Source organism: Aquimixticola soesokkakensis (assembly GCF_900172375.1).
Lineage (GTDB): Bacteria > Pseudomonadota > Alphaproteobacteria > Rhodobacterales > Rhodobacteraceae > Aquimixticola > Aquimixticola soesokkakensis.
Map to the genome: position 1 here is coordinate 92,025 of NZ_FWFS01000007.1, position 21,721 is coordinate 113,745.

Sequence of the window (21,721 nt, forward strand, 5' to 3'; positions counted from 1 at the left end):
CATACCCTGTTGACTGAAACCGGATCACGCTTTTTGCGTGACCCTGCGGCTCCCTTGCGCGGCGAATAAAGCGCCCGCAGTGATGAGAGCCGCCGCCACGAACAGGGACGGGCGTGCCATTGCCGCGCCCGTCACCACAAGGGCGACTGTTGAAAGCAACGGTGCGGCGTAGGAGGCCGTGCCAAGAAGCTGGATATCGCCCTTTTTCACGCCGATGTCCCAGACATAGAAGGCGGCGCCCACCGGCCCGATCCCGAGCCCAAGAATAGCAAGCCAGCCCGTGGGGCGGCTTGGCCAGAGTGTTTGCTCAAGGGCAAGATGCGCTGCCAGCGCCAAAATCGCAGAGGCCGCGCAGAAGATCGCGACGGCCTCTGTCGGTGTGTCGCCCAGACGGCGCGAACCAACGGAATAGCCCGACCAAAACAGCGCCGCGACCAAAGCGACGGCGTAGCCTGCGCCTGCAGCGGGGTCAAAATCCGCGCCCCGATCCAGCAAAATGAGCGCCACCCCTGCAAAGGCAAGGCCCGCCCCGATCAAATGTACGGCGCGCACTCTTTCGCCGGGAAGCAATCCCGAAAACAACACGATCAGCAGCGGCCAAAGATAGCAGATCAATCCAGCTTGCGCGGGCGGGGCCAGTCGCAATGCGGTGAAATAGAGAAAGTGGTAGCCAAAAATTCCAGCGGTTCCAAAGGCATAGACCCAAATGGGCACGTCGCGCAGCTTTGCCCATGTGCCCTTCGCGGCGATCCAGCCAAAGCCGATCAAAGCGCCGATGCCAAGACAAACCGCATTGAGTTGAAGGGGGGACACCGGCGCCGTTGCGACCGTAAAAACGCCCAAAAGCGCCCAGAGTAAAATGGCGATGAGGCCGGTGAGGGTTGCAGCGCGTCGGGTCATGGTCAGCCTTTGTGCAATGGCCTTGCCATTGAACCGACTGCGCCCGAAGCTGCAACGAAAAAAGCCACCCCGAAGGATGGCTTTTGACGTTCAAGCGCGCGGATCAGATGAAATACTGCCCGCCGTTGGCGGTAATGGTCGAGCCGGTGACAAAACCTGCGTCATCAGAGGCCAGGAACACCACGCAGCGCGCGATTTCTTCGGGTTCGCCCAAGCGGCCCACGGGAATCTGGCCGATGATGCTTTCGCGCACTTTTTCCGGCACCGCCATGACCATTTCGGTCGCGATGTAGCCGGGGCAAATCGCATTGACGGTGATGCCATTGCGCGCGCCCTCTTGGGCCAGCGCCTTGGTAAAGCCGATATCGCCCGCTTTTGCCGCCGAGTAATTGGCTTGGGCAAATTGGCCTTTTTGGCCGTTAATCGAAGAAATCGTGATGATCCGCCCGAATTTACGCTCGCGCATGCCCGGCCAGATCGGATGGGTCATGTTGAAAACGCCGCTCAGGTTGGTGTCCATGACCTGCGTCCATTGCTCGCGGGTCATTTTGTGGAACGGCGCATCGCGGGTGATCCCTGCGTTGTTGATCAGCACGTCCACCGGGCCCAGATCGGCCTCCACCTGCGCGATGCCTGCGGCGCAGGCGTCATAATCCGCAACGGACCATTTGTAGGTTTTGATGCCGGTCTCGGCGGTGAAGGCCGCCGCGGCGTCATCGTTGCCAGCATAGTTGGCAGCGACGGTATAGCCTGCGGCTTGCAATGCTTTGGAAATGGATGCGCCGATGCCGCGCGATCCTCCGGTAACCAATGCTACTCGGGCCATAGTTTCCTCCCTTAAGTTCTTAATTTTAGATAGTTTTTTGGGCAGTGCGCACCGCTGATGCGCACTGCAGTGGGGTTAGTCGCGCTCGACGCAGAGGGCGACGCCCATGCCGCCACCGATGCACAGGGTGGCGAGGCCCTTTTTCGCATCGCGGCGCTGCATTTCGAACAGCAGCGTGTTGAGGATCCTGCAGCCGGACGCGCCGATGGGGTGGCCGATGGCAATCGCGCCGCCGTTCACGTTCACGATGGACGGATCCCAGCCCATATCCTTGTTCACCGCGCAGGCCTGTGCGGCGAAGGCTTCGTTGGCTTCGACCAGATCCAGATCGGAGGCCTTCCAGCCCGCTTTTTCCAGCGCCTTGCGCGAGGCGTAGATGGGGCCTGCGCCCATGATCGTCGGGTCGAGACCAACGGTCGCGTAGGACACGATGCGCGCCAGCGGCTGGATGCCGCGTTTTTCGGCATTCGCGGCCGACATCAACAGCACGCCTGCCGCACCGTCATTGAGGCCCGAGGCATTGCCTGCCGTTACCGAGCCGTCGCGATCAAAGGCGGGGCGCAGTTTTTGCATGGTTTCAAGGGAGGCACCGGCACGGATGTATTCGTCCGAGTCGACGGTGATCTCGGCCTTGCGGGTTTTGATCAGGAAGGGGACGATCTCGTCCTTGAATTTGCCCGCGGCTTGGGCAGCTTCGGCCTTGTTCTGGGAGGCAACGGCGAATTCATCCTGCGCCTCGCGCGAGATTTCCCATTTTTTGGCAACGTTTTCAGCGGTGATCCCCATGTGATAGCCGTTGAACGCATCCCAAAGCCCGTCGCGGATCATGCTGTCAATAAAGGACACATCGCCCATTTTATGGCCCTGACGCAGATTGGCGACATGGGGGCTCATGGACATGTTTTCCTGACCGCCAGCGGCGACGATATCAGCGTCGCCCAACAGGATGTGTTGGGCACCAAGCGCAACCGCGCGCAGACCCGACCCACAGACCTGATTGATGCTCCAGGCGGCGGAGGCCTGGGGCAGACCGGCGTTGATATGGGCCTGGCGGGCGGGGTTTTGGCCCTGACCGGCGGTCAGAACCTGACCCAGAATGGTCTCGCTGACCTCGCCTTTTTCGATGCCGGCACGTGCGACGATTTCCGCAAGGACAGCAGCGCCAAGATCGTGGGCCGGTGTATTGGCAAAAGAGCCGCTGAAACTGCCCACGGCAGTGCGTGCAGCGGAGGCGATAACGACTTGGGTCATGGTGTTCCTCTCCCAGTTTTTCTAAGGGGAGAGTGCAAGACCCTTGTGTATTAAGCAACCACAGAACTGCGCGTTTGTGCCCCTAAAACGTTGAATAATTATGCATTCATCGCCGCGCAATTGGGCATTGGTCGCAATAAAGTTGCGCCTGTCATGTATAATTCGTCAGCTTGCTGCGCGGCGAATCTGTGCATTTTCCCAGATCGGATGAATGGTCGGAGCCCCGAAATAGAAGCCTTGCAAACAGTCGATACCGATGCTCGCCAGATACTCCGCATCCTCCAGTGTTTCGACATATTCCGCGACGGTGAACATCTCGAAATGCTGCGCAATCGACACCAGTGCCTGCACCAGAACCTGATTGTCGGGGCTGCGCGCGATGCCGCTGATGAACTGCCCGTCAATTTTGATCATGTCGAAGTAGAAGTCCTTCAGATAGCGAAAGGCCGTGTAGCCTGCGCCGAAATCATCCAGCGCAAAGGAAATGCCCTGCGATTGCAGTTCGTTCATGAAAACGACCACCAGATCGGGCATGATCATGGCCGAGCTTTCGGTGATTTCCAGAATTAACCGTTCGGCGACGTGGCGGTGGCGCGCCAAGCCCTGAGAGAGCGTTTCCTTCCAGCGCGGATAGCCGATGGAACGGGCGGACATGTTGATCGACAGCCGCAGCGCGGGGTTGGCCGCCAGCGCCTCGAGCCCCATTTCCAGCGCCAGACAGTCCAGAATGCGGCCAAGTTCGTTGGTCTCGCAAACGTCGATGAAATCCTTGGCCGGGATCACGCGGCCGGAGGAATCGAGGACACGGATCAGCCCCTCGTAGAAAGCGGGGCGGTCGGGGCGCTGGGTTTGCACGATGGGTTGAAAGGCCAGCATCACATCGCGTTTGCGCAGCGCCTCGCGCACCATGTTCAGCGTGTCGCGGTCACGTTCGGCAACGGCAAAGGACAGCGGACTTTGCGCACCGTCCAGTATTTCCTTGATCTCGCTCGGCCGCATCACAGACATCTTGCTTCTCCGTTCTATTGCGACCAATTTGCGCCATAGGGTCTAACAGAGCGTAAATGCGTGTTTTTTTGACGATTTTTCACTTAATTTGCGCGGTCAGACTAAGCCGTTGTTTGTAGGAGAGTTCTATGGTGAACCGCTGTAAATGGGTTGGAAATGAAACAATTTATATCGACTATCACGATCATGAATGGGGCGTTCCTGTGCACGACAGCAGGGCGCTTTGGGAACAACTGACGCTTGAGAGTTTTCAGTCGGGGCTGAGCTGGATCACGATTCTGCGCAAACGGGAGTCCTTTCGCGCGGCTTTTGACGGGTTCGATCCCGTGAAGGTTGCGGCCTATGGCGACGCGGATGTCGCGCGTTTGCTGGGGGATGCGGGGATTGTGCGCCATCGCGGCAAGATCGAAGCGACCATCCACAATGCGCGGGTGTTTCTGGACATTGATGCCGAACAGGGGTTCGCCAATTTTATGTGGTCTTTTGTCGACGGTGCGCCCGTCCTCAATGATTGGGCATCCATCTCGGATGTGCCCGGATCATCGCCGCATGCCATCGCGGCGGCAAAGGCGTTGAAAACACGCGGCTTTAAATTCTGCGGGCCGACAACGGTCTATGCCTTTATGCAGGCCGCAGGTCTGGTCATGGATCACACGCGCGACTGCCATTGTTTTGCGGCGTTGTCGCGTGCCGATTAACGGGCTGTAAAGGATGTTCTGGTCTACGTGAGGCATCAATCAGCCCTCATGTCTTTTTCGGGACCAGCCAATGACCAAACCAGATACGATGGCGCAGTTTAGCACGCCGTCTTCGCACCGCAGCGCGCATGGCGAAGTGCCCTTTGCCATCGACGAAATCTTTTTCTCGCGCACCGACATGCGTGGTGTGATCCAGGCGGGCAACGATGTCTTCCAGCGGGTGTCGGGCTTTGGCTGGGATCACCTGATCGGCGCCCCCCATAAGGTCATCCGCCATGCGGATATGCCGTCTGGCGTGTTCCACATCCTTTGGGAGCGGATCAAGAAAGGGATTCCGACAGGCGCCTATGTGAAAAACTGCTCGGATGATGGCCGGTTCTACTGGGTCTATGCCGTGATTTCGCCCGTCGAGGGGGGCTATCTGTCGGTGCGCATCAAGCCAAGCACCGCTTTGGCCAAAACCATCGGCGCGGAATATAAAGCCTTTCGCAAAGCCGAGGTGGAGGGCGGGCTGAGCGCCGCACAAAGCGCGACAGCCATTCGCGCGCGCCTCGCCGAACTGGGCTATGCCAGCTATTCCGCCTTTAGTGCCGATGCCTTGGCGCAGGAGCTGACGGCGCGGGACGCGGCGCTGGGGCGCGATGCGGATCGCCGCCTGTCCAGCCTGCGCGCCCTGGTCGAGCCGTTGCGCGCGTTGTGCGACGAGCAGCAGAAACTGTTCCTGAGTTTTGAGGCCATCCGCGGCATTCCCTCGAATATGCGCATCGTCGCGTCGCGGCTGGAACCCGCCGGGGGGCCGATTTCCGCGATTTCACAGAACTATCGTTTGATGTCGGGGGAAATTTCCAATCATCTCAAATCTTTCATGGCCAGCGGGAACGAGCGCGACATTTCCGAAGTGATGCTGGAACAGGTGCGTGGCGCGCTTTTCGTTCTGGCGACCGCACGCATTCAGCGCGAGGTTCGCGAGGATGGGCAGACCCAGCGCACCGGCGGGGACAATCCGATCGACTGGGACCGCGAAAATGCCATTCTGGGCGACATGCTAAACGATTATACCCTGAAAGCGGGGCGTGAGTTGCAATCGGTCACAGCCGATGTGCGCGCCCTAGTGCGCGCCACCCGGGACCTGCGCCAACTTGTAACAGGGCTTGATTCGATTCGGGTCCTGTGTCGGGTGGAAGCAGGGCGCTTGGGGACACAATCGGCGGCGCTTGCGCCGGTGATTGATCAACTGGATCGCTTTCACAAGGAAATCGACGCCAATCTCGAACGGATTCACGATATTGGCGACCGGATTTCCAACCATATCGACAGCGCGCTTCCGCGCCGCATCAACGGCACCCTGCGCTAGAGCCGGGTTTCAGGCCGATTTCAGGCCCGGTTTCAGGGCTCTGCGGCGTTTGACTGCGCACCCTGCGCCACAAGCGCGTTGATCACCGCGCGGGCGTGCGGGGCGTTCCAGTCCGCCTCGCCGGTCATGCGCGCGACCTCATATCCCTGCGCGTCGATCAGGAGCGTCGCGGGCAGGCCCAAAACGGCCATCGAACGGGCCAGTTGGCCTTTCGGGTCGAGCAAGACCGGCAGGGTTTCCACGCCGGTCTCCTCGAAAAACCGCGTGATGGCGGGCAGGGCGTTGCGCCCCGTCGCAATGGGCACGACGGCCACTTCCGCGCCCATCTCGCGGGCCAGCGCGTCGAAGGTCGGCATTTCCTTGCGGCAGGGCGCGCACCACGTGGCCCAGAAATTGAGCACAACCACTTTGCCCGCATAGTCCGACAAAAACCGCTCTGTGCCGTCGGGATCTGTAAAGCTGAGGTCTGGCACGGCCTTGGGTGTTTCCAGAAAGCTCAACTTGCGCATCTCACCCACCCGAAGCGTCTCGATCTGCGCGGCGGGCAGGGGGGCAGTTTGGGCATGCGCGACATTTGCAGTAAGGCTCAGGGCCGTATAAAGGAGAGCAACTGTAAAATTCCTGATCATCCGAGGGCGCCCATGACTGACAAAAAATCCAACGCGATGTGGGGCGGTCGTTTTGCTGCCGGTCCGGATGCGATCATGGAGGCCATCAACGCCTCGATCGGATACGACAAGCGGCTCTACGGCCAGGACATCGCAGGTTCGCGCGCTCATGCGGCGATGCTGGCCGCACAAGGCATCATCACGGATAGCGATGCCCAGACCATTCGGGAAGGGCTTCTCACGGTTTTGTCAGAAATCGAGGGCGGCAGCTTTGAATTCTCCACGGCGCTCGAAGACATCCACATGAATGTCGAGGCGCGGCTGAAGGAAATTATCGGCGAACCCGCTGGTCGCCTGCACACCGCCCGCTCGCGCAACGATCAGGTCGCGACCGATTTCAAACTCTGGACCCGCGATCAGGTCGACGGGGCGATTGCCGGTCTCGAGGCGCTGATCCGCGCGTTGATGGCGCAGGCCGAGGCGGGCGCGGATTGGGTGATGCCCGGATTTACCCACCTGCAAACGGCTCAGCCCGTCACATGGGGGCATCACATGATGGCCTATGTTGAAATGTTCGGCCGCGACATGTCACGATTTGCCGACGCGCGCGCACGGATGAACGAAAATCCGCTGGGCTCGGCCGCGCTCGCGGGCACGGGGTTCCCGATTGACCGCTTTGCGACCTCGGCGGCGCTGGGTTTTGACCGCCCGACGGCCAATTCGCTGGACGCCGTGGCGGACCGCGATTTCGCGCTGGAATTTTTGTCCTGTTGCTCGATCTCGGCGATGCACCTGTCGCGCTTTGCCGAAGAACTGGTGATCTGGTCCTCGGCGCAGTTCCGCTTTGTCGCGCTGTCGGACCGGTTTTCCACCGGCTCCTCGATCATGCCGCAAAAGAAGAACCCCGATGCGGCGGAATTGATCCGCGCCAAAATCGGCCGGATCATGGGCGCGATGGTCGCCCTGTTTACCGTAATGAAGGGCCTGCCGCTCGCCTATTCCAAAGACATGCAGGAAGACAAGGAACAGGTCTTTGACGCCGCAGACAACTTTATGCTCGCGCTGGCGGCGATGACCGGCATGGTGTCGGATATGACGGCGCAGGTGGACAACCTGCGCGCGGCGGCGGCATCGGGTTTCTCGACCGCGACCGATCTTGCCGACTGGCTGGTGCGCGAAGCGGGCCTGCCGTTTCGAGATGCCCACCATGTCACCGGCACGCTGGTCGCAATGGCCGAAAAACAGGGCTGCGATCTGCCCGACCTCAGCCTTGAGGACATGCAGTCGGTCAACGCCGCGATCACCAAAGGCATCTATTCTGTGCTGACGGTGGAAAATTCGGTCGCCTCGCGCGTCAGCTACGGCGGCACAGCCCCTGAACAAGTGCGCCTTCAAATCGCGCGCTGGAAGGAAATCCTGGGATGAAACGTCTTGTGATCGCCTGCGCTTTGAGCCTTGGTCTGGCTGGCTGCGGGGCCGATGGCGCCCCGCAAAAGCCGACGATTTCCGCCAATTCGACGGTGGGGGTGAACAGCAATTCCGGCCTGTTCACCGCCAATTCTATCGGCATCAGCATTCCGCTGAACTAGCCCGTCAGGACTGCGCGCTATGATCTTGCGAAGCCTCTATTTGCTGCTGGCGCTTTGGGGCGCGATCCAGCCGATGCGCTATTTCATCGGCTGGCTGTCGCGCCATGACTGGTCGCTACAAAGTCTGATCGACGCGTGGTTTGCCACTGCGGCGACAACGGGGCTGATGTGGGATGCGACCATCGCGGCGGTGGCTTTGGTGGTTTGGGTGCTGGCCGAAACCTTTGTGCGCCGCAACTGGTCGGCGCTGGTGGTGATCCCGGTCACCTTTCTTATCGGGGTCGGCTGCGGCCTGCCTCTCTATCTCTTTCTCAGAACAAGGCCCGTGACCTGATGGACCACTTTCTTTACCGCAACGGTGTGCTGCATGCCGAAGATGTCGCGATTCCCGAAATCGCTGCCGCCGTGGGGACGCCGTTCTACGTCTATTCCCGTGCAACGCTGGAACGCCATTTCCGCCTGTTCGACGAGGCGCTTGACGGCATGGACCACCTTGTCTGTTTCGCGATGAAGTCGAATTCGAACCAGGCGGTGCTGAAAATCATCGGCGACCTCGGCGCAGGTGTGGATACCGTGTCGATCGGGGAATATCTGCGTGCCAAAGCCGCGGGCATTCCCGGAGAGCGGATCGTGTTTTCCGGCGTCGGCAAAACCCGCGAGGAAATGCGCATCGCTCTGGAAGGCGGCATCCGCCAGTTCAACGTCGAAAGCGAACCCGAGCTGCGCGCCCTCAACGAGGTGGCCCTGTCGCTGGGGGTCAAAGCCCCGATCGCGGTGCGGGTGAACCCCGATGTGGACGCCAAAACCCACGCAAAAATCGCGACCGGCAAATCCGAGAACAAATTCGGCATCCCGATTGCCAAAGCCCGCGCGGTTTACGGTGAAGCGGCGGCGATGGCGGGAATCGAGGTGGTGGGCATCGACGTGCACATCGGCTCGCAGCTCACGCAGCTCGAGCCCTTCGAGCAGGCCTATCTCAAGGTTGCCGATCTCACCCGGGCCTTGCGCGCCGATGGTCACAATATCCGCCGTCTCGATCTGGGCGGGGGCCTCGGGATTCCCTACACCCGCTCCAACGAGGCCCCGCCATTGCCCGCGCAATACGGCGAGGTGATCAAACGCACCGTGGGCCATTTGGGCTGTGAAATCGAAATCGAACCGGGGCGCCTGATCGCGGGGAATGCGGGCATTCTGGTGTCCTCGGTGATCTACCTCAAAGAGGGGGAGGGGCGCGATTTCCTGATCGTCGATGCGGCGATGAACGATCTTTTGCGCCCTGCGATGTATGACGCGCACCACGACATTGTTCCGGTGATCGAGGCACCTGCCGCCACCGAACAGGTGCCCTATGACGTGGTTGGACCGGTGTGTGAATCCGGTGATACTTTTGCCAAACAGCGGATGATGACGCCGCTTGGCGAAGAGGATCTGGTCGCGTTTCGCTCGGCCGGCGCCTACGGCGCGGTCATGGCGTCGGAATATAATTCGCGCCCCATGGTGCCCGAGGTTCTGGTCGATGGTGATCAATTCGCTGTCATCCGCGCCCGTCCGACCTATGAGGACATGATAAACCGCGATACCGTTCCAGAGTGGCTTTGACGCCGGCGATTTGCGCCTTATCGTAAGTGGCAGGCCACCCTTGGTCCGATTGGCATCCGCGCGAGTGCGATGCGCCCGCGAAAGGCACTGAATGACTGACGACCGCCGCCCTTCATTTCCGGCAGACGACGCCCGTCCTTTTGATCCCTCGTTGGCACGCGCGTTGCGCTGGCCGCTGGGGCTGACCTTTGCGGGGCTTTGGGCCGAACGGCTGACGCGCGCCTTTTGGCCGTTGTGGAGCCTCGCCATCGTTTTGATTGCCTTGGCTTTGCTGGGTTTTTTCGCCGCATTGGGCAATATCGCGCTGTGGTTGGCGCTGGGCGTTGGGGTCTGCGCGCTGGGCGCGGCTCTTGTGGGCGGCATCTGGCGGTTTCAACGCCCCCTGCGGGCCGAGGCACTGGCGCGGGTCGATGCAACGCTCAAAGGGTATCCGCTGGCCACGCTGGCCGATGCGCAGGCAATTGGCGCGCAGGATGCGGCATCTGCGGCCGTGTGGCAGGCGCATCTGGCACGGATGCAGGCCCGCGCGCGCACGGCAAAACCGGTCGAGCCGGACCTGCGCCTGTCGGATCGCGACCCCTACTCCTTGCGCTATGTCGCGCTGACGGCGCTTGCCGTGGCGGTGTTGTTCGGCTCGCTGGATCGTTTGGCGCAAACGGCTCTGCCCCAAGGCAACGGCGCGCGCGCGACCCTGTCCGGCCCGAGCTTTGAGGGCTGGATCGAGCCGCCCGCCTATACAGGCGCGCCAACGCGCTACCTCGCTGATATCACTGAGCAACCTGTCGCCGTCCCTGCCGCAAGCACGCTGACCCTGCGTCTCTATGGGGCGCCCGATGCGATCACAGTGACACAGGATATCGCCGATGCGCCGCGTGACAGCCGCGAGGCGGTGCAAACCTATCGCATCGAGCGCGTCGGAACGGTGAGTGTGGGCGAGGAAAGCTGGACCTTTACGCTGACGCCCGATCTGGCCCCCCATATGGTCGCGATGGGCGCGCTCACGCGCAAACCGTCGGGTGAAATGGCGCTGCCCTATTCTGTCAGCGATGACTACGGGGTGACCCGTGTTCAGGCGCGGATCTCGCTTGATGTTGCGGCCGTGGACCGTCGCTACGGCTTTGAAATCGCCCCCGAGCCGCGCGAGGACCTCGTGCTGGACGTTGCCATGCCGATTTCGGGGGATCGTCGGGTCTTCGAAAGCGATTTTGTTGAAAACCTGGCCCAGCACCCGTGGTCCGGTCTGCCGGTGTCGGTCACTTTGACGGGGTTCGATGCGGGCGATCAGGCGGGCCGGTCCGAGCCTGTACACGGGATTTTGCCCGGACGGCGGTTTTTCGATCCGCTTGCAGGCGCGGTGATCGACGTGCGCCGCGAGGTGTTGTGGAACCGTGCCAATGCCCCGCGCGCCGCGCAGGTGCTGCGCGCGCTCAGCTACAAGCCCGAAGAGATTTTTGACGATATGTCGGTCTATTTGCGTCTGCGCTCGGCCGTGCGCCAGATCGAAGCCGAAGGCGCCAGCATGTCCGATGCCGTGCAAGCCGATATCGCGCAAGCCCTTTGGGACATCGCCGCCCAGCTGGAGGATGGCGAATTGGCCGACGCGCTTGAGCGTCTGCGCCGCGCGCAGGATCGCCTGTCCGAGGCCATTCGCGATGGCGCGACCGACGAAGAGATTGCGCAGCTGATGCAGGAATTGCGCGCGGCGATGGATGACTATGTCCAGCAACTGGCCGAGCAACAGGGCGAACAGGACCCGAGCGAAAGCGGCTCGGACAGCCAGATGACGATGAACGGCGATCAGGTGCAGGAGCTGATGGATCGCATTCAGGAGTTGATGGAGCAGGGGCGCATGGCCGAAGCGGCCGAGCTGATGGACGTTTTGCGCGAGCTGATGGAAAACATGCAGGTCGCGCAGGGGGCGGGCGGGCAAGGCGGGCAGGGGCAACAGGCGATGAACGATCTGGCTGAAACCCTGCGCGACCAGCAGGAATTGAACGACGATACCTTCTCGGATTTGCAAAACCAGTTTGGTCAGGGCACGCAGCCACAAGGGCAAACCGACGAACAGGGCAGCCCCCAAGGGCAGGGCCAGCCCCCCCAGGAGGGTGAGGGGCAGGGATCGTCACAAGGTCCGGGTGGCCAGTCGGGGGGCCAGTCGGGGGGGCAGTCGGGCGCACCGCAATCCCCGGGCGATCAGGGTGATCTGGGCGATACGCTGGCCGAGCGCCAGGACAGCTTGCGGCGCGAATTGAACCGCCAGTCAGGCAACCTTCCCGGGGCGGGCACTGCCGAAGGGGACGCGGCGCGCGATGCGTTGGAGCGTGCCGGGCGCGCGATGGATGAGGCACAACAGGCGCTGCGCGACGAGGATTACGCCGGCGCGCTGGACGGTCAGGCGCAAGCGATGGAGGCCTTGCGCGAGGGGATGCGCAGCCTTGGCGAACAGCAGCAGGCGCAAAACCAGCAGCAGGGCGCGCAGGGGCAGGCGGGAGATCCATCCGCGCAGGGGCGCCAGCGCGATCCGCTGGGCCGAAGTGCCGGGGCTGCAGGGCAATTGGGCAGCGACGAAAACATGGTGCAAGACGAGGATGTCTACCGCCGCGCTCAGGATTTGCTGGATGAAATCCGCAAACGCGCGGGCGAGCGCGAGCGCCCGCAAGAGGAACTGGACTATCTCAAGCGGCTTTTGGACAGGTTCTAAGGGGCGAAAATCCAAAAAGGCGGCCCGGGACGCTCGCCGCGCCCGCCCGCGCCAGAGCGGCTTTTACGCCGTCTGCGAGCGGTCAGGATACCAGTCTCATGCGCCGCCGGAAATCTGCGCCAGCATCAGGGACAGGCGCGATGTTGCGGCCGTGAAAATCCCGTCGAGGCCCGCGCGCAGGCTGTTGATCGCGTTGACAAAGCCATCCAGCGCGGGGGTGAGCGCCGGCACGGCCTGGGCCAGCATCGGCGCCAGCAGATACAACACGAGCACCGCGACCACGAGGCCAAGGATCACCCCGAAGCCGAAGCGGAACCCTGCACGTTTGCCGCGCGCAATCAGCACCTCATCTTGCGCGACACTACCGTCATCCTCGCGCTCGGACGCAGAGCGCAGCGTCGAATTGATCTCTTCGATATCGGGCAACAGATCACGGCGCTTGCCGCTACTGCCCTGAACTTCGGGTTCGGGTTGCGGTTCGGGCGGATCGCTTGCGTCGGGTTGGCCGCGCAGGCGGGCCATGCGGGCGCGCAGAGCCGAGGATTTCGATGTGCTCTCGCTTTCCTCCAGCCCTAACTCGGTCTGGGTTTCGAACGGGTTGCTATCGCCGCGCCGCGCGCGGGTCTCGAACTCGGCCTCTTCGCGCAGGATCGACAGGATGCTTTCGTCATGCTGGGTGCGGCGCGGGGCCGCTGCGCTGTCATCCTGAGCGGCGACAGCGGCGCTTACGGCAGCAGAGGGCGCGGCCCAGTCAGGCGCGTCTTGCGGCTCGGGGGGGCTTTCGGTCGGGCTTGCTGTCTCAGGCGCGGGCGTTGGCTCGGGGGCCGCGTCGTGCGGGCTTTCGGGCGGGGCTTGGGGGGCGTCAGCCGCCTCAGGGCCCTCGTCCCAATCCTCGGAGGGCTCGTGCGCGGGCGGGCGCGGCGCGTCCACAACATCAGCCGCAGAAGCGGCGTGCAGGTCCTCATCTGGCAGGGTAAAGCCCAGCTCAGCCGCAAGCTCTGCATCCTGGGATGCAGGCCGCTGGAACCAGGTGTTTCCGCAGTTGGAGCATTGTACGTCGCGCCCCGCATCAGGAATGACCTGCGCGTCCACTTCGTATTGCGCTCCACAGTTCGGACAAATTAGCCGCATATTCTCTCATCCCGGCGTTTCCCGCCTGTGCTAACGGGTTCTAAGCGCTCTTGTTTTCACAAGTGTTAATGAAACAGGCCCGATTGTCCACGCTTTTACAACCCGTCATTGCAACCCGCCCCTGCCTGAGGCAAAACTGTCGCGCAAGAACAGGGGACCGGTGTGATCGAGTTCAAAAATGTCGCCTACGGGTACGGCGGGGGGGATCTGCTGACGGGGATCGACCTGTCGCTGCAAGCGGGGTCCTTTCACTTCCTGACCGGCCCCTCGGGTTCGGGCAAAACAACCTTTCTCAAGATGTGCTATCGCGAGCTTTTGCCAAGTGCGGGGCGGCTGGATATTTTTGACCAGGACGTGCGCGAGATGTCGCGGGACGGCGTGGCGGATTTGCGCCGTCGCATCGGGGTCGTGCATCAGGATTGCCAGTTTCTCGACCACCTGAGTGTCGCGGAAAATGTCGCGCTGCCCCTGACCGTGGCGGGGCGGGCCGTGGATGGCGAGGATCTGATGGCGCTGCTCGGCTGGGTCGGTCTAAGCAAACAGGCCGATGCGTTACCACCCGAGCTGTCGGGGGGGGAACGCCAGCGGGCGGCCCTTGCGCGCGCGGTGATCATGTCGCCCGAGGTGATCATTGCCGACGAACCCACCGGCAACGTCGATTGGGACATGTCGCAACGCCTGCTGACATTGTTGGTCGAGTTGAACCGCATGGGCAAAACCGTGTTGTTGGCGACCCATGACATGAACCTGATCCGCGTGGCCAAGCAACAGGTCGCGACCCGCGTGCTGCGCATTTCCAACCGCAGGTTGCAAGCGGCGGGAGCGGACCTATGAGGCTGACCGACTTTTTCCTGCGCTCGGATGCGGATCGCGTTGTGCCCCCCTCGGGGTTCACGGCACAGTTGACGCTGCTCACGGCGGCGGCGATGGCGTTTCTGGCGGTCTTTGCCCTGGCGCTGTCTTTTGCCACAGGCAGATTGGCCGACCGTTGGAGCGAAGAACTGGCGCGCACGGCGACCGTGCGGATTTCCGCGCCGCTGGATCAGATCGGCGCCCAGACGGAGGCGGCCCTTGCGGTATTGACGACCACCGCGGGCGTGGCGCAGGCCCGGGCGCTGGACCTGAGCGAAGAACAGGCGCTGCTGGAGCCGTGGTTTGGTCCCGATCTGCCTCTGGATCAGTTGCCCATGCCCCAGCTTATCGAAATTATCGAGGACGATCTGGGGTTTGATGCGGAAGGCCTGCGTCTGCGCCTGACAGCCGAAGCGCCGGGGGCCGTGCTTGACGATCACTCGCGTTGGCGCAAACCGCTGGTGCGTGCGGCGGATCGTTTGCGTTTGCTGGGCATTGTGTCGCTGGCGCTGATCGCGGCGGCGACGGGGGCGATGATCACGCTGGCCGCCCATGCCGCGCTGGCCGCAAATGCCCAAGTCATCCGCACGCTGCGCCTTGTCGGGGCGCAAGACAGCTACATCGCGCAGGCCTTTGTGCGCCGCTTTGCCCTGCGCGCGCTCGGAGGGGCCTTGATCGGCACGTTTCTGGGCATGGCGGCGATTGCCCTCTTGCCTGCGACCTCGACGGGCACGGTGGGGGGCGATAGTTTTCTCACCGGGCTAGGCTTTCAGGGGCTACACTGGTTCTGGCCGCTGGCCATTGCGCCGCTGGCCGCAATCGTTGCCTTTGTGGCGACACGTTTGGCGGCGCAGCGCACGTTGAGAGGTCTGATGTAATGCCCAAACCGATCCAGTATCTTTTGTCCGTGATTTTCATCTTCCAGATGTATCTGATGATGGTCGTGTTGGCGCTCTTTTGGGTGATCCCGACGTTGATCAACGGCGAGAATGCGTTTCGCGCGGTGCACAGCTACTGTCGCTGGGTGCGGTTTTCGGCACGCTGGATCGTCGGATTGAAATCGGAAATTCGCGGGACGCCACCCGTGGGCGAGGTCATCATCGCCTCGAAACATCAAAGTTTTTTCGACATCATCCTCATCGTTTCGACCGTTCCCAAGCCGAAATTCATCATGAAAAAAGAGCTGCTGCGGACGCCGATCGTGGGGTGGTTTGCCACCCGTATCGGCTGCATCGCGGTGGATCGCGGGCGTGGTGGCAAAGCGGTGAAAAAGATGATCGCCGCCGTGATTGCCAGCCCGCAAAAAGGCCAGTTGATCATTTTCCCGCAGGGCACGCGGGTCGCGCCGGCCGATGTGCGCCCCTACAAGGTCGGGGTGGGCCTGATCTACACCCAGACGGGGCAGACATGCGTTCCGGCGGCGACCAATGTCGGGGTGTTCTGGCCACGGCAGGGCATTTTGCGCAAGCGGGGGCTGGCGGTGGTCGAATTCCTCGATCCGGTGCCCGCAGGCGTGGCGATGGAGCCGTTTATGAACGAACTGGAAACGCGGATCGAAAGCGCGTCTGTCGCGCTGATGGGGGAGGCGGGGTTTCACCCGCTCGCCGATGCTGCCGCGGTGCATCCGTCAGACAGCCCCAGCTAGGGCGCCAGAACCGATAAAGCCAGAACCGATAAAACCAGAACCCATAAAAAAGGCCCGACGCATCCGCGCGGGCCTTTCGGGTTTCTGCAAGGGCACGGTGTTCAGGCCGCGAGCCCTTTGGAGCCGATGTCGATGAATTTCTGACGGCGGTCTTTGATCAGGGCGTCGGGCTTTTTCTTGCTCAACTCCTTGAGCATCGCCTCGATCGCTTTGCTCACCGCCTCGATTGCCGCCTTGGGGTCGCGTTGCGCGCCGCCCAAAGGTTCGGAAATGACGCGATCCGCCACGCCCAGTTTCAACAGGTCCTGGGCGGTCAAGCGCAATGCTTCTGCGGCTTCGCGCATCTTTGCGGCATCTTTCCACAGGATCGACGCACAGCCTTCGGGCGAAATCACCGAATAGACCGAATGTTCCAGCATCGCGACGCGGTTGCCGGCAGCAAAGCCAACCGCCCCGCCAGAGCCCCCCTCGCCGATGATGATCGACACCATGGGGACTTTGAGTTGCAGGCATTTCTGGGTGGAACGCGCAATCGCTTCGGACTGGCCGCGTTCTTCGGCCCCTTTGCCGGGATAGGCGCCGGGAGTATCAACGAGGGCGATCACGGGAATGCCGAATTTATCGGCCAGTTCCATCAGGCGGATGGCTTTGCGGTAGCCTTCGGGGCGGGCCATGCCGAAATTGCGTTCAATCCGGCTTTGGGTGTCAAAGCCCTTTTCGTGACCGATGACCATCACCGGCGCGCCGTTGAACCGGGCCAAACCGCCCATCACCGCATGGTCGTCGGCGAAGTTGCGATCACCTGCCAGCGGCGTGTAGTCGGTGAACAGCGCCTCGATATAGTCCTTGCAATGGGGGCGCTCCGGGTGGCGCGCCACCTGACATTTGCGCCAAGGGGTCAGGTTTTTATACAGGTCGCGCAGCATGTCGGCGGCCTTTTTGTCGAGGGCCGCGGCCTCTTTCTCGACATCCATTTCGGCGTTCGCGCGCGCCATGGCTCTGAGTTCTTCGGCCTTGCCTTCAATTTCGGCAAGCGGCTTTTCGAATTCGAGGTAATGGGCCATAGGTCTCTCCGGTCGGATTGTTGCGCTTTATATGGCGGTTTTTATCCCGCTGCGCAACTCGACAAGCGGCAGCGGCCGCGGGGGAGGACGCGCGCGGCTTGGCGTGTTTGAAAACGGCAAAAAGACGCCCCGGCCGCGCCAGAGGGGGCCAGAGCGCCTTTAAGGACACCACCAGCGGTCTCCCCTCCGCTGGTTGGCCCTATGTGTGACGGTCGCGGTGCCGGTCCGGCGGAGAGGAGCAAAGCCCCTATGCCCCCGCGATAAGGTCCGATTGCGCGACGATCACCTCAGCTTGCTTGATCGATGCGATATCCACAAGCCGTCCTTTGTACACAGTCGCCCCTGCGCCCTGCGCCTTTGCCGTTTCCATTGCGGCCAGAATTTCGCGCGCTTCGGCAACGGCAGCCTCGGAGGGGGTGAAGACCTCGTTGGCCAGGGCGATCTGCTTGGGATGAATGGCCCATTTCCCCACCATGCCCAGCGTGGCACAGCGGCGGGCCTGCGCGCGATAGCCCTCGTCGTCGGAAAAATCCCCAAAGGGGCCATCGACCGGCAAAATGCCATGGGTGCGACAGGCGGCGACGATGGCAGTCTGCGCCCAATGCCACGGGTCGGCGTAGTGACGCGTCTCGCCCTGCAACATGTAGTAGTTTTCCTGCGTGCCGCCGATACCTGTGGTTTGCATCCCCATCGACGCGGCAAAATCCGCCGCGCCAAGGCTCATGGCTTGCAGGCGGGGGGAGGCGGCGGCAATCGCCTCGACATGGGCCAGACCCGCAGCCGATTCGATGATCACCTCAAAGGCGACGGGTTTAATGCGGCCTTTGGCGCGTTCGATGGCGGTGACCAGCGCGTCGACCGCATAGATGTCTTCGGCGCAGCCGACTTTGGGGATCATGATCTGGTCCAGCCGCGGCCCCGCCTGTTCCAGCAGGTCGACAACATCGCGGTACCAATAGGGGGTGTCGAGCGAGTTGATGCGCACGGCAAGGGTTTTGGTGCCCCAATCGATGGTGTTGATTGCCTCGATAACATTGATGCGGGCTTGATCCTTATCCGAAGGGGCGACCGAATCCTCGAGATCAAGGTTGATCACATCCGCGCCAGAGGCGGCCATCTTGGCAAAAAGTTTGGTGTTCGAGCCGGGGCCGAACAACTGGCAGCGGTTGGGGCGGGCAGGGGGCGTGGGCTGAAGGCGAAAGCTCATGGGATGGCCTGACTTTGATGGGTAATGAAGTGTCTAATTTTCTGCGTTTGTGATTATATTGTTGCGCTTTGAATTTCAACCCTTGTTTCGCAGGTGCAGAATCGCCGTAAATGCCGCGCAAATGGCCATGGCCTGTCGGTATTGCTGCGCCAAACGGAATGCATGCGGGAATTTATCCCGATTTTTCCAAATTTACGCTGCCTGTATCCCAAAGTTTTGCGCGCACCCCCCGCATTTGGACAAGTTTTCCAACGCAGTTGGGCCATAGTGCGAGCAACACGCATTCTTTTGACAGTCTACTCCCAGAGGTCTCCCATGATTGACACGCCCTATCTTCTGTTCCTCGGCGACGCGCCCGATGGTCTTGCCGCCAAAGTGGCACAGGGCATCAAGGACTGGCGCCCCGAGTTTGCCATCGGCCAGTATCGCATGGAGGGCTGCAAAGCCGACATGGGTTTGGCCGATATGACCTTGGCAGAGGCGAAAGCCGCCGGTGCGAAGACGCTGGTGATTGGTGTGGCCAACCGCGGCGGCGTCATCAGCCCCGCGTGGAAAAAGGTGTTGATCGAAGCGCTGGAAGCGGGGTTTGACCTGGCCTCCGGTCTGCACAACCTGCTGCGCGACGAGGCGGATTTGTCGGCCGTCGCCACGGCCATGGGCCGCAGCTTGCACGATGTGCGCGTGCCCTCGGTGCAATACCCGATCGCGAACGGCGTCAAGCGCAGCGGCAAGCGGTGCCTTGCGGTGGGCACGGATTGCTCGGTCGGCAAGATGTACACGGCGCTTTGCATGGAACGCGAAATGCGCGCGCGCGGCATGAACGCCGATTTCCGCGCCACCGGACAGACGGGCATTCTGATCACCGGTGGCGGCGTGCCTCTCGATGCGGTGATCGCGGATTTTATGGCAGGTTCGGTCGAATATCTGTCGCCCGACAACGACGCCGATCACTGGGACCTGATCGAAGGACAGGGCAGCCTGTTCCACGTGTCCTATTCCGGCGTCACGATGGCGCTGATCCACGGCGGCCAACCCGATGCGCTGGTGCTGTGTCACGAGCCGACGCGTGCGCATATGCGCGGCCTGCCCGACTACCAGGCCCCCTCGCTCGAGGCTTTGCGCGATGTGGCGCTGACCATGGCGCGGGTGGCAAACCCTGCCTGTGTGGTCACGGGGATTTCGGTCAACACCCAGCACATGCCCGAGGCCGAGGCGCTGGCCTATCTGGCCGAGGTCGAGACGCGCATGGGCCTGCCTGCGACGGATCCGTTCCGTTTCGGCGCTGAAAAACTGGTCGATGCGCTGGACGCCATCTGATCGCCTTGCAGCCCGCCGCCGCGCGGGCGACTATTCGAGCCAGCAAAAATACAGGAAGTTCCTATGATAGACGCGCGCGCCGAGACCTTTCGCCTCGCCGAAGTGTTCACCATTTCGCGCGGATCGCGCACGGCGACCCATGTGGTGACGGTGACCGTCACCCGCGACGGGCACAGTGGTCGGGGGGAATGCGTGCCCTATGCCCGCTACGGCGAAAGCATCGACAGCGTGATCGCGCAGATCAACGGCTTGCCCGAGGGGATCACCCGCGCGCAACTGCAACAGGCGCTGCCCGCAGGGGCGGCGCGCAACGCAGTGGATTGCGCGCTGTGGGATCTGGAGGCCAAGCAGGCGGGCAAGCGGATCTGGGAGATCCTCGAACTGCCCGCGCCGGTGCCCTTGGTGACGGCCTACACGCTGTCGCTGGCCGAACCGGCGGTGATGCAGGCCAAAGCGGCTGAAAACGCCCATCGCCCCTTGCTCAAGATCAAGCTGGGGACAGAGGACGACATGGCGCGGCTTGAGGCGGTGCGCGCAGGGGCGCCGAAATCCACCATCATCGTGGATGCCAACGAGGGCTGGACGGCGGAGGTCTATAGCGCGCTTGCCCCGCATTTGCTGCGCCTTGGCGTGTCGATGGTGGAGCAGCCGCTGCCAGCGGGCAAGGACCAGATGCTTGCGGAAATCGCGCGGCCCTTGCCGGTCTGTGCGGATGAAAGCTGTCACGATCTGGCAAGCCTGCCTGACCTCAGGGGCAAATACGACATGGTCAACCTCAAGCTCGACAAGACCGGTGGCCTGACCGAAGCCCTGCGGTTGCGGGCACAGGCGCGGGTGGAAAACTATCGCATCATGGTCGGCTGCATGGTGGGCACCTCGCTTGCGATGGCCCCTGCACAGCTTTTGGCGCAGGGCGCGCGCGTTGTAGACCTTGACGGGCCGCTGTTGTTGGCCGAAGACCGTGACAACGCATTGAAATACGACGCCCAAGGGGTTCATGCCCCCGACCGCGCCCTCTGGGGATAGGAGACAGACCATGACCCGCACCGTTTATGTCAACGGCGACTACCTGCCGGAAACCGAAGCCAAAGTGTCGATTTTCGACCGTGGATTTCTGATGGCCGATGCGGTCTATGAGGTAACTTCCGTGCTGGGCGGCAAATTGGTGGATTTCGCCGGTCACACTGCCCGTCTGCAACGGTCGCTGTCCGAATTGGAAATGGTCGCGCCCTGCACGATGGATGAATTGCTCGCCATTCACCGCGAATTGGTGGCGCGCAACGATCTGGACGAGGGCGGGATTTACCTGCAAATCACCCGCGGTGCGGCCGAGGACCGTGATTTCGTCTGGCCCGACCCAGAAAAAGTCCCCGCAGGCATCGTGCTGTTCACCTTTGCCAAGCCGCTGGTGGACAACAAGACGCTCGATGAGGGCATCAAGGTGATTTCGGTCGAGGACCAGCGCTGGGCGCGCCGCGATATCAAGACCACGCAGCTGCTCTACCCGTCCTTTGCCAAGATGCAAGCCAAGAAAGCGGGCGCAGCCGATGCGTGGCTGGTCGAGGACGGGTTTGTGACCGAAGGTTCCGCCAACAATGCCTATATCGTCAAGGACGGCGTGATCATCACCCGCCAGCTGTCCACCGAGATCCTGCACGGCATCACCCGCGCAGCCATCCTGCGCTTTGCCCGCGAAGCCCAGATGCAGGTCGAAGAACGTCCCTTTACCATTGCCGAAGCGCAAGCAGCCGATGAGGCTTTTGTGACCTCGGCCACGGGATTCGCCCAGCCGGTGATCGCGATTGATGGCGCGACCATCGGCACCGGCGTGCCGGGAACGATTTCCAAACGCCTGCGCGAAATCTACACCGAGGAAATGCGCAAAGCCGCGATCTGATACAGGTCCAAACAGCCCTCGAAACGTAAAAAGGCCCGCCGTAGCGGGCCTTTTGTGTATGGGGTGTGTATGGG

21 protein-coding genes are annotated in these 21,721 nt (G+C 62.1%); 13 read left to right on the plus strand and 8 right to left on the minus strand.

Annotation, left to right across the window (positions count from 1 at the left end):
- Positions 1-24: 24 nt before the first annotated feature.
- The 4 genes from yddG to AQS8620_RS10035 all read right to left on the minus strand — a co-directional run bounded on the left by yddG (position 25) and on the right by AQS8620_RS10035 (position 3,985).
- Complete coding sequence (gene yddG, locus AQS8620_RS10020; RefSeq protein WP_085836732.1) at positions 25-900, minus strand: aromatic amino acid exporter YddG; 876 nt, start codon at positions 898-900, stop codon at positions 25-27.
- 103 nt (positions 901-1,003) lie between these two features.
- On the minus strand, positions 1,004-1,726 hold the full coding sequence (gene phbB / locus AQS8620_RS10025) for an acetoacetyl-CoA reductase (RefSeq protein WP_085836733.1): 723 nt from the start codon (positions 1,724-1,726) through the stop codon (positions 1,004-1,006).
- A gap of 75 nt (positions 1,727-1,801) precedes the next feature.
- Positions 1,802-2,977: an acetyl-CoA C-acetyltransferase gene (locus AQS8620_RS10030; RefSeq protein WP_085836735.1), complete on the minus strand. Its 1,176-nt coding sequence runs from the start codon at positions 2,975-2,977 to the stop codon at positions 1,802-1,804.
- Between the two features lie 165 nt (positions 2,978-3,142).
- A complete protein-coding gene (locus AQS8620_RS10035; RefSeq protein WP_085836737.1) occupies positions 3,143-3,985 on the minus strand; it encodes an EAL domain-containing protein in 843 nt (280 codons plus the stop codon).
- A 128-nt stretch (positions 3,986-4,113) separates the two neighbouring features.
- On the opposite strand from AQS8620_RS10035, the gene AQS8620_RS10040 reads away from it, so the two are divergent.
- Positions 4,114-4,683, plus strand: a complete 570-nt coding sequence (locus AQS8620_RS10040) for a DNA-3-methyladenine glycosylase I (RefSeq protein ID WP_085836738.1) — start codon at positions 4,114-4,116, stop codon at positions 4,681-4,683.
- Positions 4,684-4,753: 70 nt separating this feature from the next.
- The gene (locus tag AQS8620_RS10045) at positions 4,754-6,037 is read left to right on the plus strand and encodes a PAS domain-containing protein (protein ID WP_085836739.1); all 1,284 of its coding nucleotides are present in this window, start codon (positions 4,754-4,756) and stop codon (positions 6,035-6,037) included.
- 32 nt (positions 6,038-6,069) lie between these two features.
- On the opposite strand, the gene AQS8620_RS10050 is transcribed toward AQS8620_RS10045, so the two are convergent.
- Entirely contained in the window at positions 6,070-6,666 is a 597-nt protein-coding gene (locus AQS8620_RS10050; RefSeq protein WP_085836740.1) for a TlpA family protein disulfide reductase, read from the minus strand.
- A gap of 12 nt (positions 6,667-6,678) precedes the next feature.
- On the opposite strand from AQS8620_RS10050, the gene argH reads away from it, so the two are divergent.
- The 5 genes from argH (at position 6,679) to AQS8620_RS10070 (ending at position 12,534) form a co-directional block, all read left to right on the plus strand.
- Positions 6,679-8,070, plus strand: coding sequence for an argininosuccinate lyase (gene argH, locus AQS8620_RS10055; RefSeq protein ID WP_085836741.1), 1,392 nt, complete (start codon positions 6,679-6,681; stop codon positions 8,068-8,070).
- Entirely contained in the window at positions 8,067-8,234 is a 168-nt protein-coding gene (locus AQS8620_RS16900; RefSeq protein ID WP_143267497.1) for a putative periplasmic lipoprotein, read from the plus strand. The genes argH and AQS8620_RS16900 overlap by 4 nt, the downstream gene beginning before the upstream one ends.
- Positions 8,235-8,253: 19 nt before the next feature.
- Positions 8,254-8,568: a DUF2834 domain-containing protein gene (locus AQS8620_RS10060; RefSeq protein ID WP_085836743.1), complete on the plus strand. Its 315-nt coding sequence runs from the start codon at positions 8,254-8,256 to the stop codon at positions 8,566-8,568.
- Entirely contained in the window at positions 8,568-9,833 is a 1,266-nt protein-coding gene (lysA, locus tag AQS8620_RS10065; RefSeq protein ID WP_085836744.1) for a diaminopimelate decarboxylase, read from the plus strand. The genes AQS8620_RS10060 and lysA overlap by 1 nt, the downstream gene beginning before the upstream one ends.
- 91 nt (positions 9,834-9,924) lie before the next feature.
- Positions 9,925-12,534, plus strand: a complete 2,610-nt coding sequence (locus tag AQS8620_RS10070) for a DUF4175 domain-containing protein (protein WP_085836745.1) — start codon at positions 9,925-9,927, stop codon at positions 12,532-12,534.
- Positions 12,535-12,630: 96 nt separating this feature from the next.
- Here the strand turns inward: AQS8620_RS10070 and AQS8620_RS10075 are convergent, their stop codons facing one another.
- Positions 12,631-13,665, minus strand: coding sequence for a zinc-ribbon domain-containing protein (locus AQS8620_RS10075; RefSeq protein ID WP_085836747.1), 1,035 nt, complete (start codon positions 13,663-13,665; stop codon positions 12,631-12,633).
- Between the two features lie 162 nt (positions 13,666-13,827).
- Between AQS8620_RS10075 and AQS8620_RS10080 the strand changes: the two genes are divergently transcribed.
- From AQS8620_RS10080 to AQS8620_RS10090, 3 genes are read left to right on the plus strand one after another with little or no spacing between them, the layout of a single operon-like run.
- Positions 13,828-14,499 (plus strand): cell division ATP-binding protein FtsE, encoded by a 672-nt coding sequence (locus AQS8620_RS10080; protein WP_085836749.1) that lies wholly within the window; start codon positions 13,828-13,830, stop codon positions 14,497-14,499.
- Complete coding sequence (locus AQS8620_RS10085) at positions 14,496-15,395, plus strand: cell division protein FtsX (protein ID WP_085836750.1); 900 nt, start codon at positions 14,496-14,498, stop codon at positions 15,393-15,395. The genes AQS8620_RS10080 and AQS8620_RS10085 overlap by 4 nt, the downstream gene beginning before the upstream one ends.
- Positions 15,395-16,162: a lysophospholipid acyltransferase family protein gene (locus AQS8620_RS10090; protein WP_085836751.1), complete on the plus strand. Its 768-nt coding sequence runs from the start codon at positions 15,395-15,397 to the stop codon at positions 16,160-16,162. Before AQS8620_RS10085 ends, AQS8620_RS10090 begins: the two co-directional genes overlap by 1 nt.
- Positions 16,163-16,263: 101 nt before the next feature.
- Here the strand turns inward: AQS8620_RS10090 and AQS8620_RS10095 are convergent, their stop codons facing one another.
- A complete protein-coding gene (locus AQS8620_RS10095) occupies positions 16,264-17,226 on the minus strand; it encodes an acetyl-CoA carboxylase carboxyltransferase subunit alpha (protein WP_085836753.1) in 963 nt (320 codons plus the stop codon).
- A 247-nt stretch (positions 17,227-17,473) separates the two neighbouring features.
- On the minus strand, positions 17,474-18,433 hold the full coding sequence (locus tag AQS8620_RS10100) for an L-malyl-CoA/beta-methylmalyl-CoA lyase (RefSeq protein ID WP_085836754.1): 960 nt from the start codon (positions 18,431-18,433) through the stop codon (positions 17,474-17,476).
- Positions 18,434-18,748: 315 nt separating this feature from the next.
- Between AQS8620_RS10100 and dgcN the strand changes: the two genes are divergently transcribed.
- The 3 genes from dgcN to AQS8620_RS10115 all read left to right on the plus strand — a co-directional run bounded on the left by dgcN (position 18,749) and on the right by AQS8620_RS10115 (position 21,647).
- Positions 18,749-19,750 (plus strand): N-acetyltransferase DgcN, encoded by a 1,002-nt coding sequence (dgcN, locus tag AQS8620_RS10105; RefSeq protein WP_085836755.1) that lies wholly within the window; start codon positions 18,749-18,751, stop codon positions 19,748-19,750.
- A gap of 63 nt (positions 19,751-19,813) precedes the next feature.
- Positions 19,814-20,776, plus strand: a complete 963-nt coding sequence (gene dgcA / locus AQS8620_RS10110) for an N-acetyl-D-Glu racemase DgcA (RefSeq protein ID WP_085836756.1) — start codon at positions 19,814-19,816, stop codon at positions 20,774-20,776.
- Positions 20,777-20,786: 10 nt separating this feature from the next.
- Entirely contained in the window at positions 20,787-21,647 is an 861-nt protein-coding gene (locus tag AQS8620_RS10115) for a D-amino-acid transaminase (RefSeq protein WP_085836757.1), read from the plus strand.
- The last annotated feature ends 74 nt before the right edge of the window (positions 21,648-21,721 follow it).

What these genes read in the sequence shown, in the direction of transcription:
- yddG (WP_085836732.1), bottom strand. Translation starts at nt 900, where the DNA reads ATGACCCGACGCGCTGCAACCCTCACCGGCCTCATCGCCATTTTACTC.
- phbB (WP_085836733.1), bottom strand. Translation starts at nt 1,726, where the DNA reads ATGGCCCGAGTAGCATTGGTTACCGGAGGATCGCGCGGCATCGGCGCA.
- AQS8620_RS10030 (WP_085836735.1), bottom strand. Translation starts at nt 2,977, where the DNA reads ATGACCCAAGTCGTTATCGCCTCCGCTGCACGCACTGCCGTGGGCAGT.
- AQS8620_RS10035 (WP_085836737.1), bottom strand. Translation starts at nt 3,985, where the DNA reads ATGTCTGTGATGCGGCCGAGCGAGATCAAGGAAATACTGGACGGTGCG.
- AQS8620_RS10040 (WP_085836738.1), top strand. Translation starts at nt 4,114, where the DNA reads ATGGTGAACCGCTGTAAATGGGTTGGAAATGAAACAATTTATATCGAC.
- AQS8620_RS10045 (WP_085836739.1), top strand. Translation starts at nt 4,754, where the DNA reads ATGACCAAACCAGATACGATGGCGCAGTTTAGCACGCCGTCTTCGCAC.
- AQS8620_RS10050 (WP_085836740.1), bottom strand. Translation starts at nt 6,666, where the DNA reads ATGATCAGGAATTTTACAGTTGCTCTCCTTTATACGGCCCTGAGCCTT.
- argH (WP_085836741.1), top strand. Translation starts at nt 6,679, where the DNA reads ATGACTGACAAAAAATCCAACGCGATGTGGGGCGGTCGTTTTGCTGCC.
- AQS8620_RS16900 (WP_143267497.1), top strand. Translation starts at nt 8,067, where the DNA reads ATGAAACGTCTTGTGATCGCCTGCGCTTTGAGCCTTGGTCTGGCTGGC.
- AQS8620_RS10060 (WP_085836743.1), top strand. Translation starts at nt 8,254, where the DNA reads ATGATCTTGCGAAGCCTCTATTTGCTGCTGGCGCTTTGGGGCGCGATC.
- lysA (WP_085836744.1), top strand. Translation starts at nt 8,568, where the DNA reads ATGGACCACTTTCTTTACCGCAACGGTGTGCTGCATGCCGAAGATGTC.
- AQS8620_RS10070 (WP_085836745.1), top strand. Translation starts at nt 9,925, where the DNA reads ATGACTGACGACCGCCGCCCTTCATTTCCGGCAGACGACGCCCGTCCT.
- AQS8620_RS10075 (WP_085836747.1), bottom strand. Translation starts at nt 13,665, where the DNA reads ATGCGGCTAATTTGTCCGAACTGTGGAGCGCAATACGAAGTGGACGCG.
- AQS8620_RS10085 (WP_085836750.1), top strand. Translation starts at nt 14,496, where the DNA reads ATGAGGCTGACCGACTTTTTCCTGCGCTCGGATGCGGATCGCGTTGTG.
- AQS8620_RS10090 (WP_085836751.1), top strand. Translation starts at nt 15,395, where the DNA reads ATGCCCAAACCGATCCAGTATCTTTTGTCCGTGATTTTCATCTTCCAG.
- AQS8620_RS10095 (WP_085836753.1), bottom strand. Translation starts at nt 17,226, where the DNA reads ATGGCCCATTACCTCGAATTCGAAAAGCCGCTTGCCGAAATTGAAGGC.
- AQS8620_RS10100 (WP_085836754.1), bottom strand. Translation starts at nt 18,433, where the DNA reads ATGAGCTTTCGCCTTCAGCCCACGCCCCCTGCCCGCCCCAACCGCTGC.
- dgcN (WP_085836755.1), top strand. Translation starts at nt 18,749, where the DNA reads ATGATTGACACGCCCTATCTTCTGTTCCTCGGCGACGCGCCCGATGGT.
- dgcA (WP_085836756.1), top strand. Translation starts at nt 19,814, where the DNA reads ATGATAGACGCGCGCGCCGAGACCTTTCGCCTCGCCGAAGTGTTCACC.
- AQS8620_RS10115 (WP_085836757.1), top strand. Translation starts at nt 20,787, where the DNA reads ATGACCCGCACCGTTTATGTCAACGGCGACTACCTGCCGGAAACCGAA.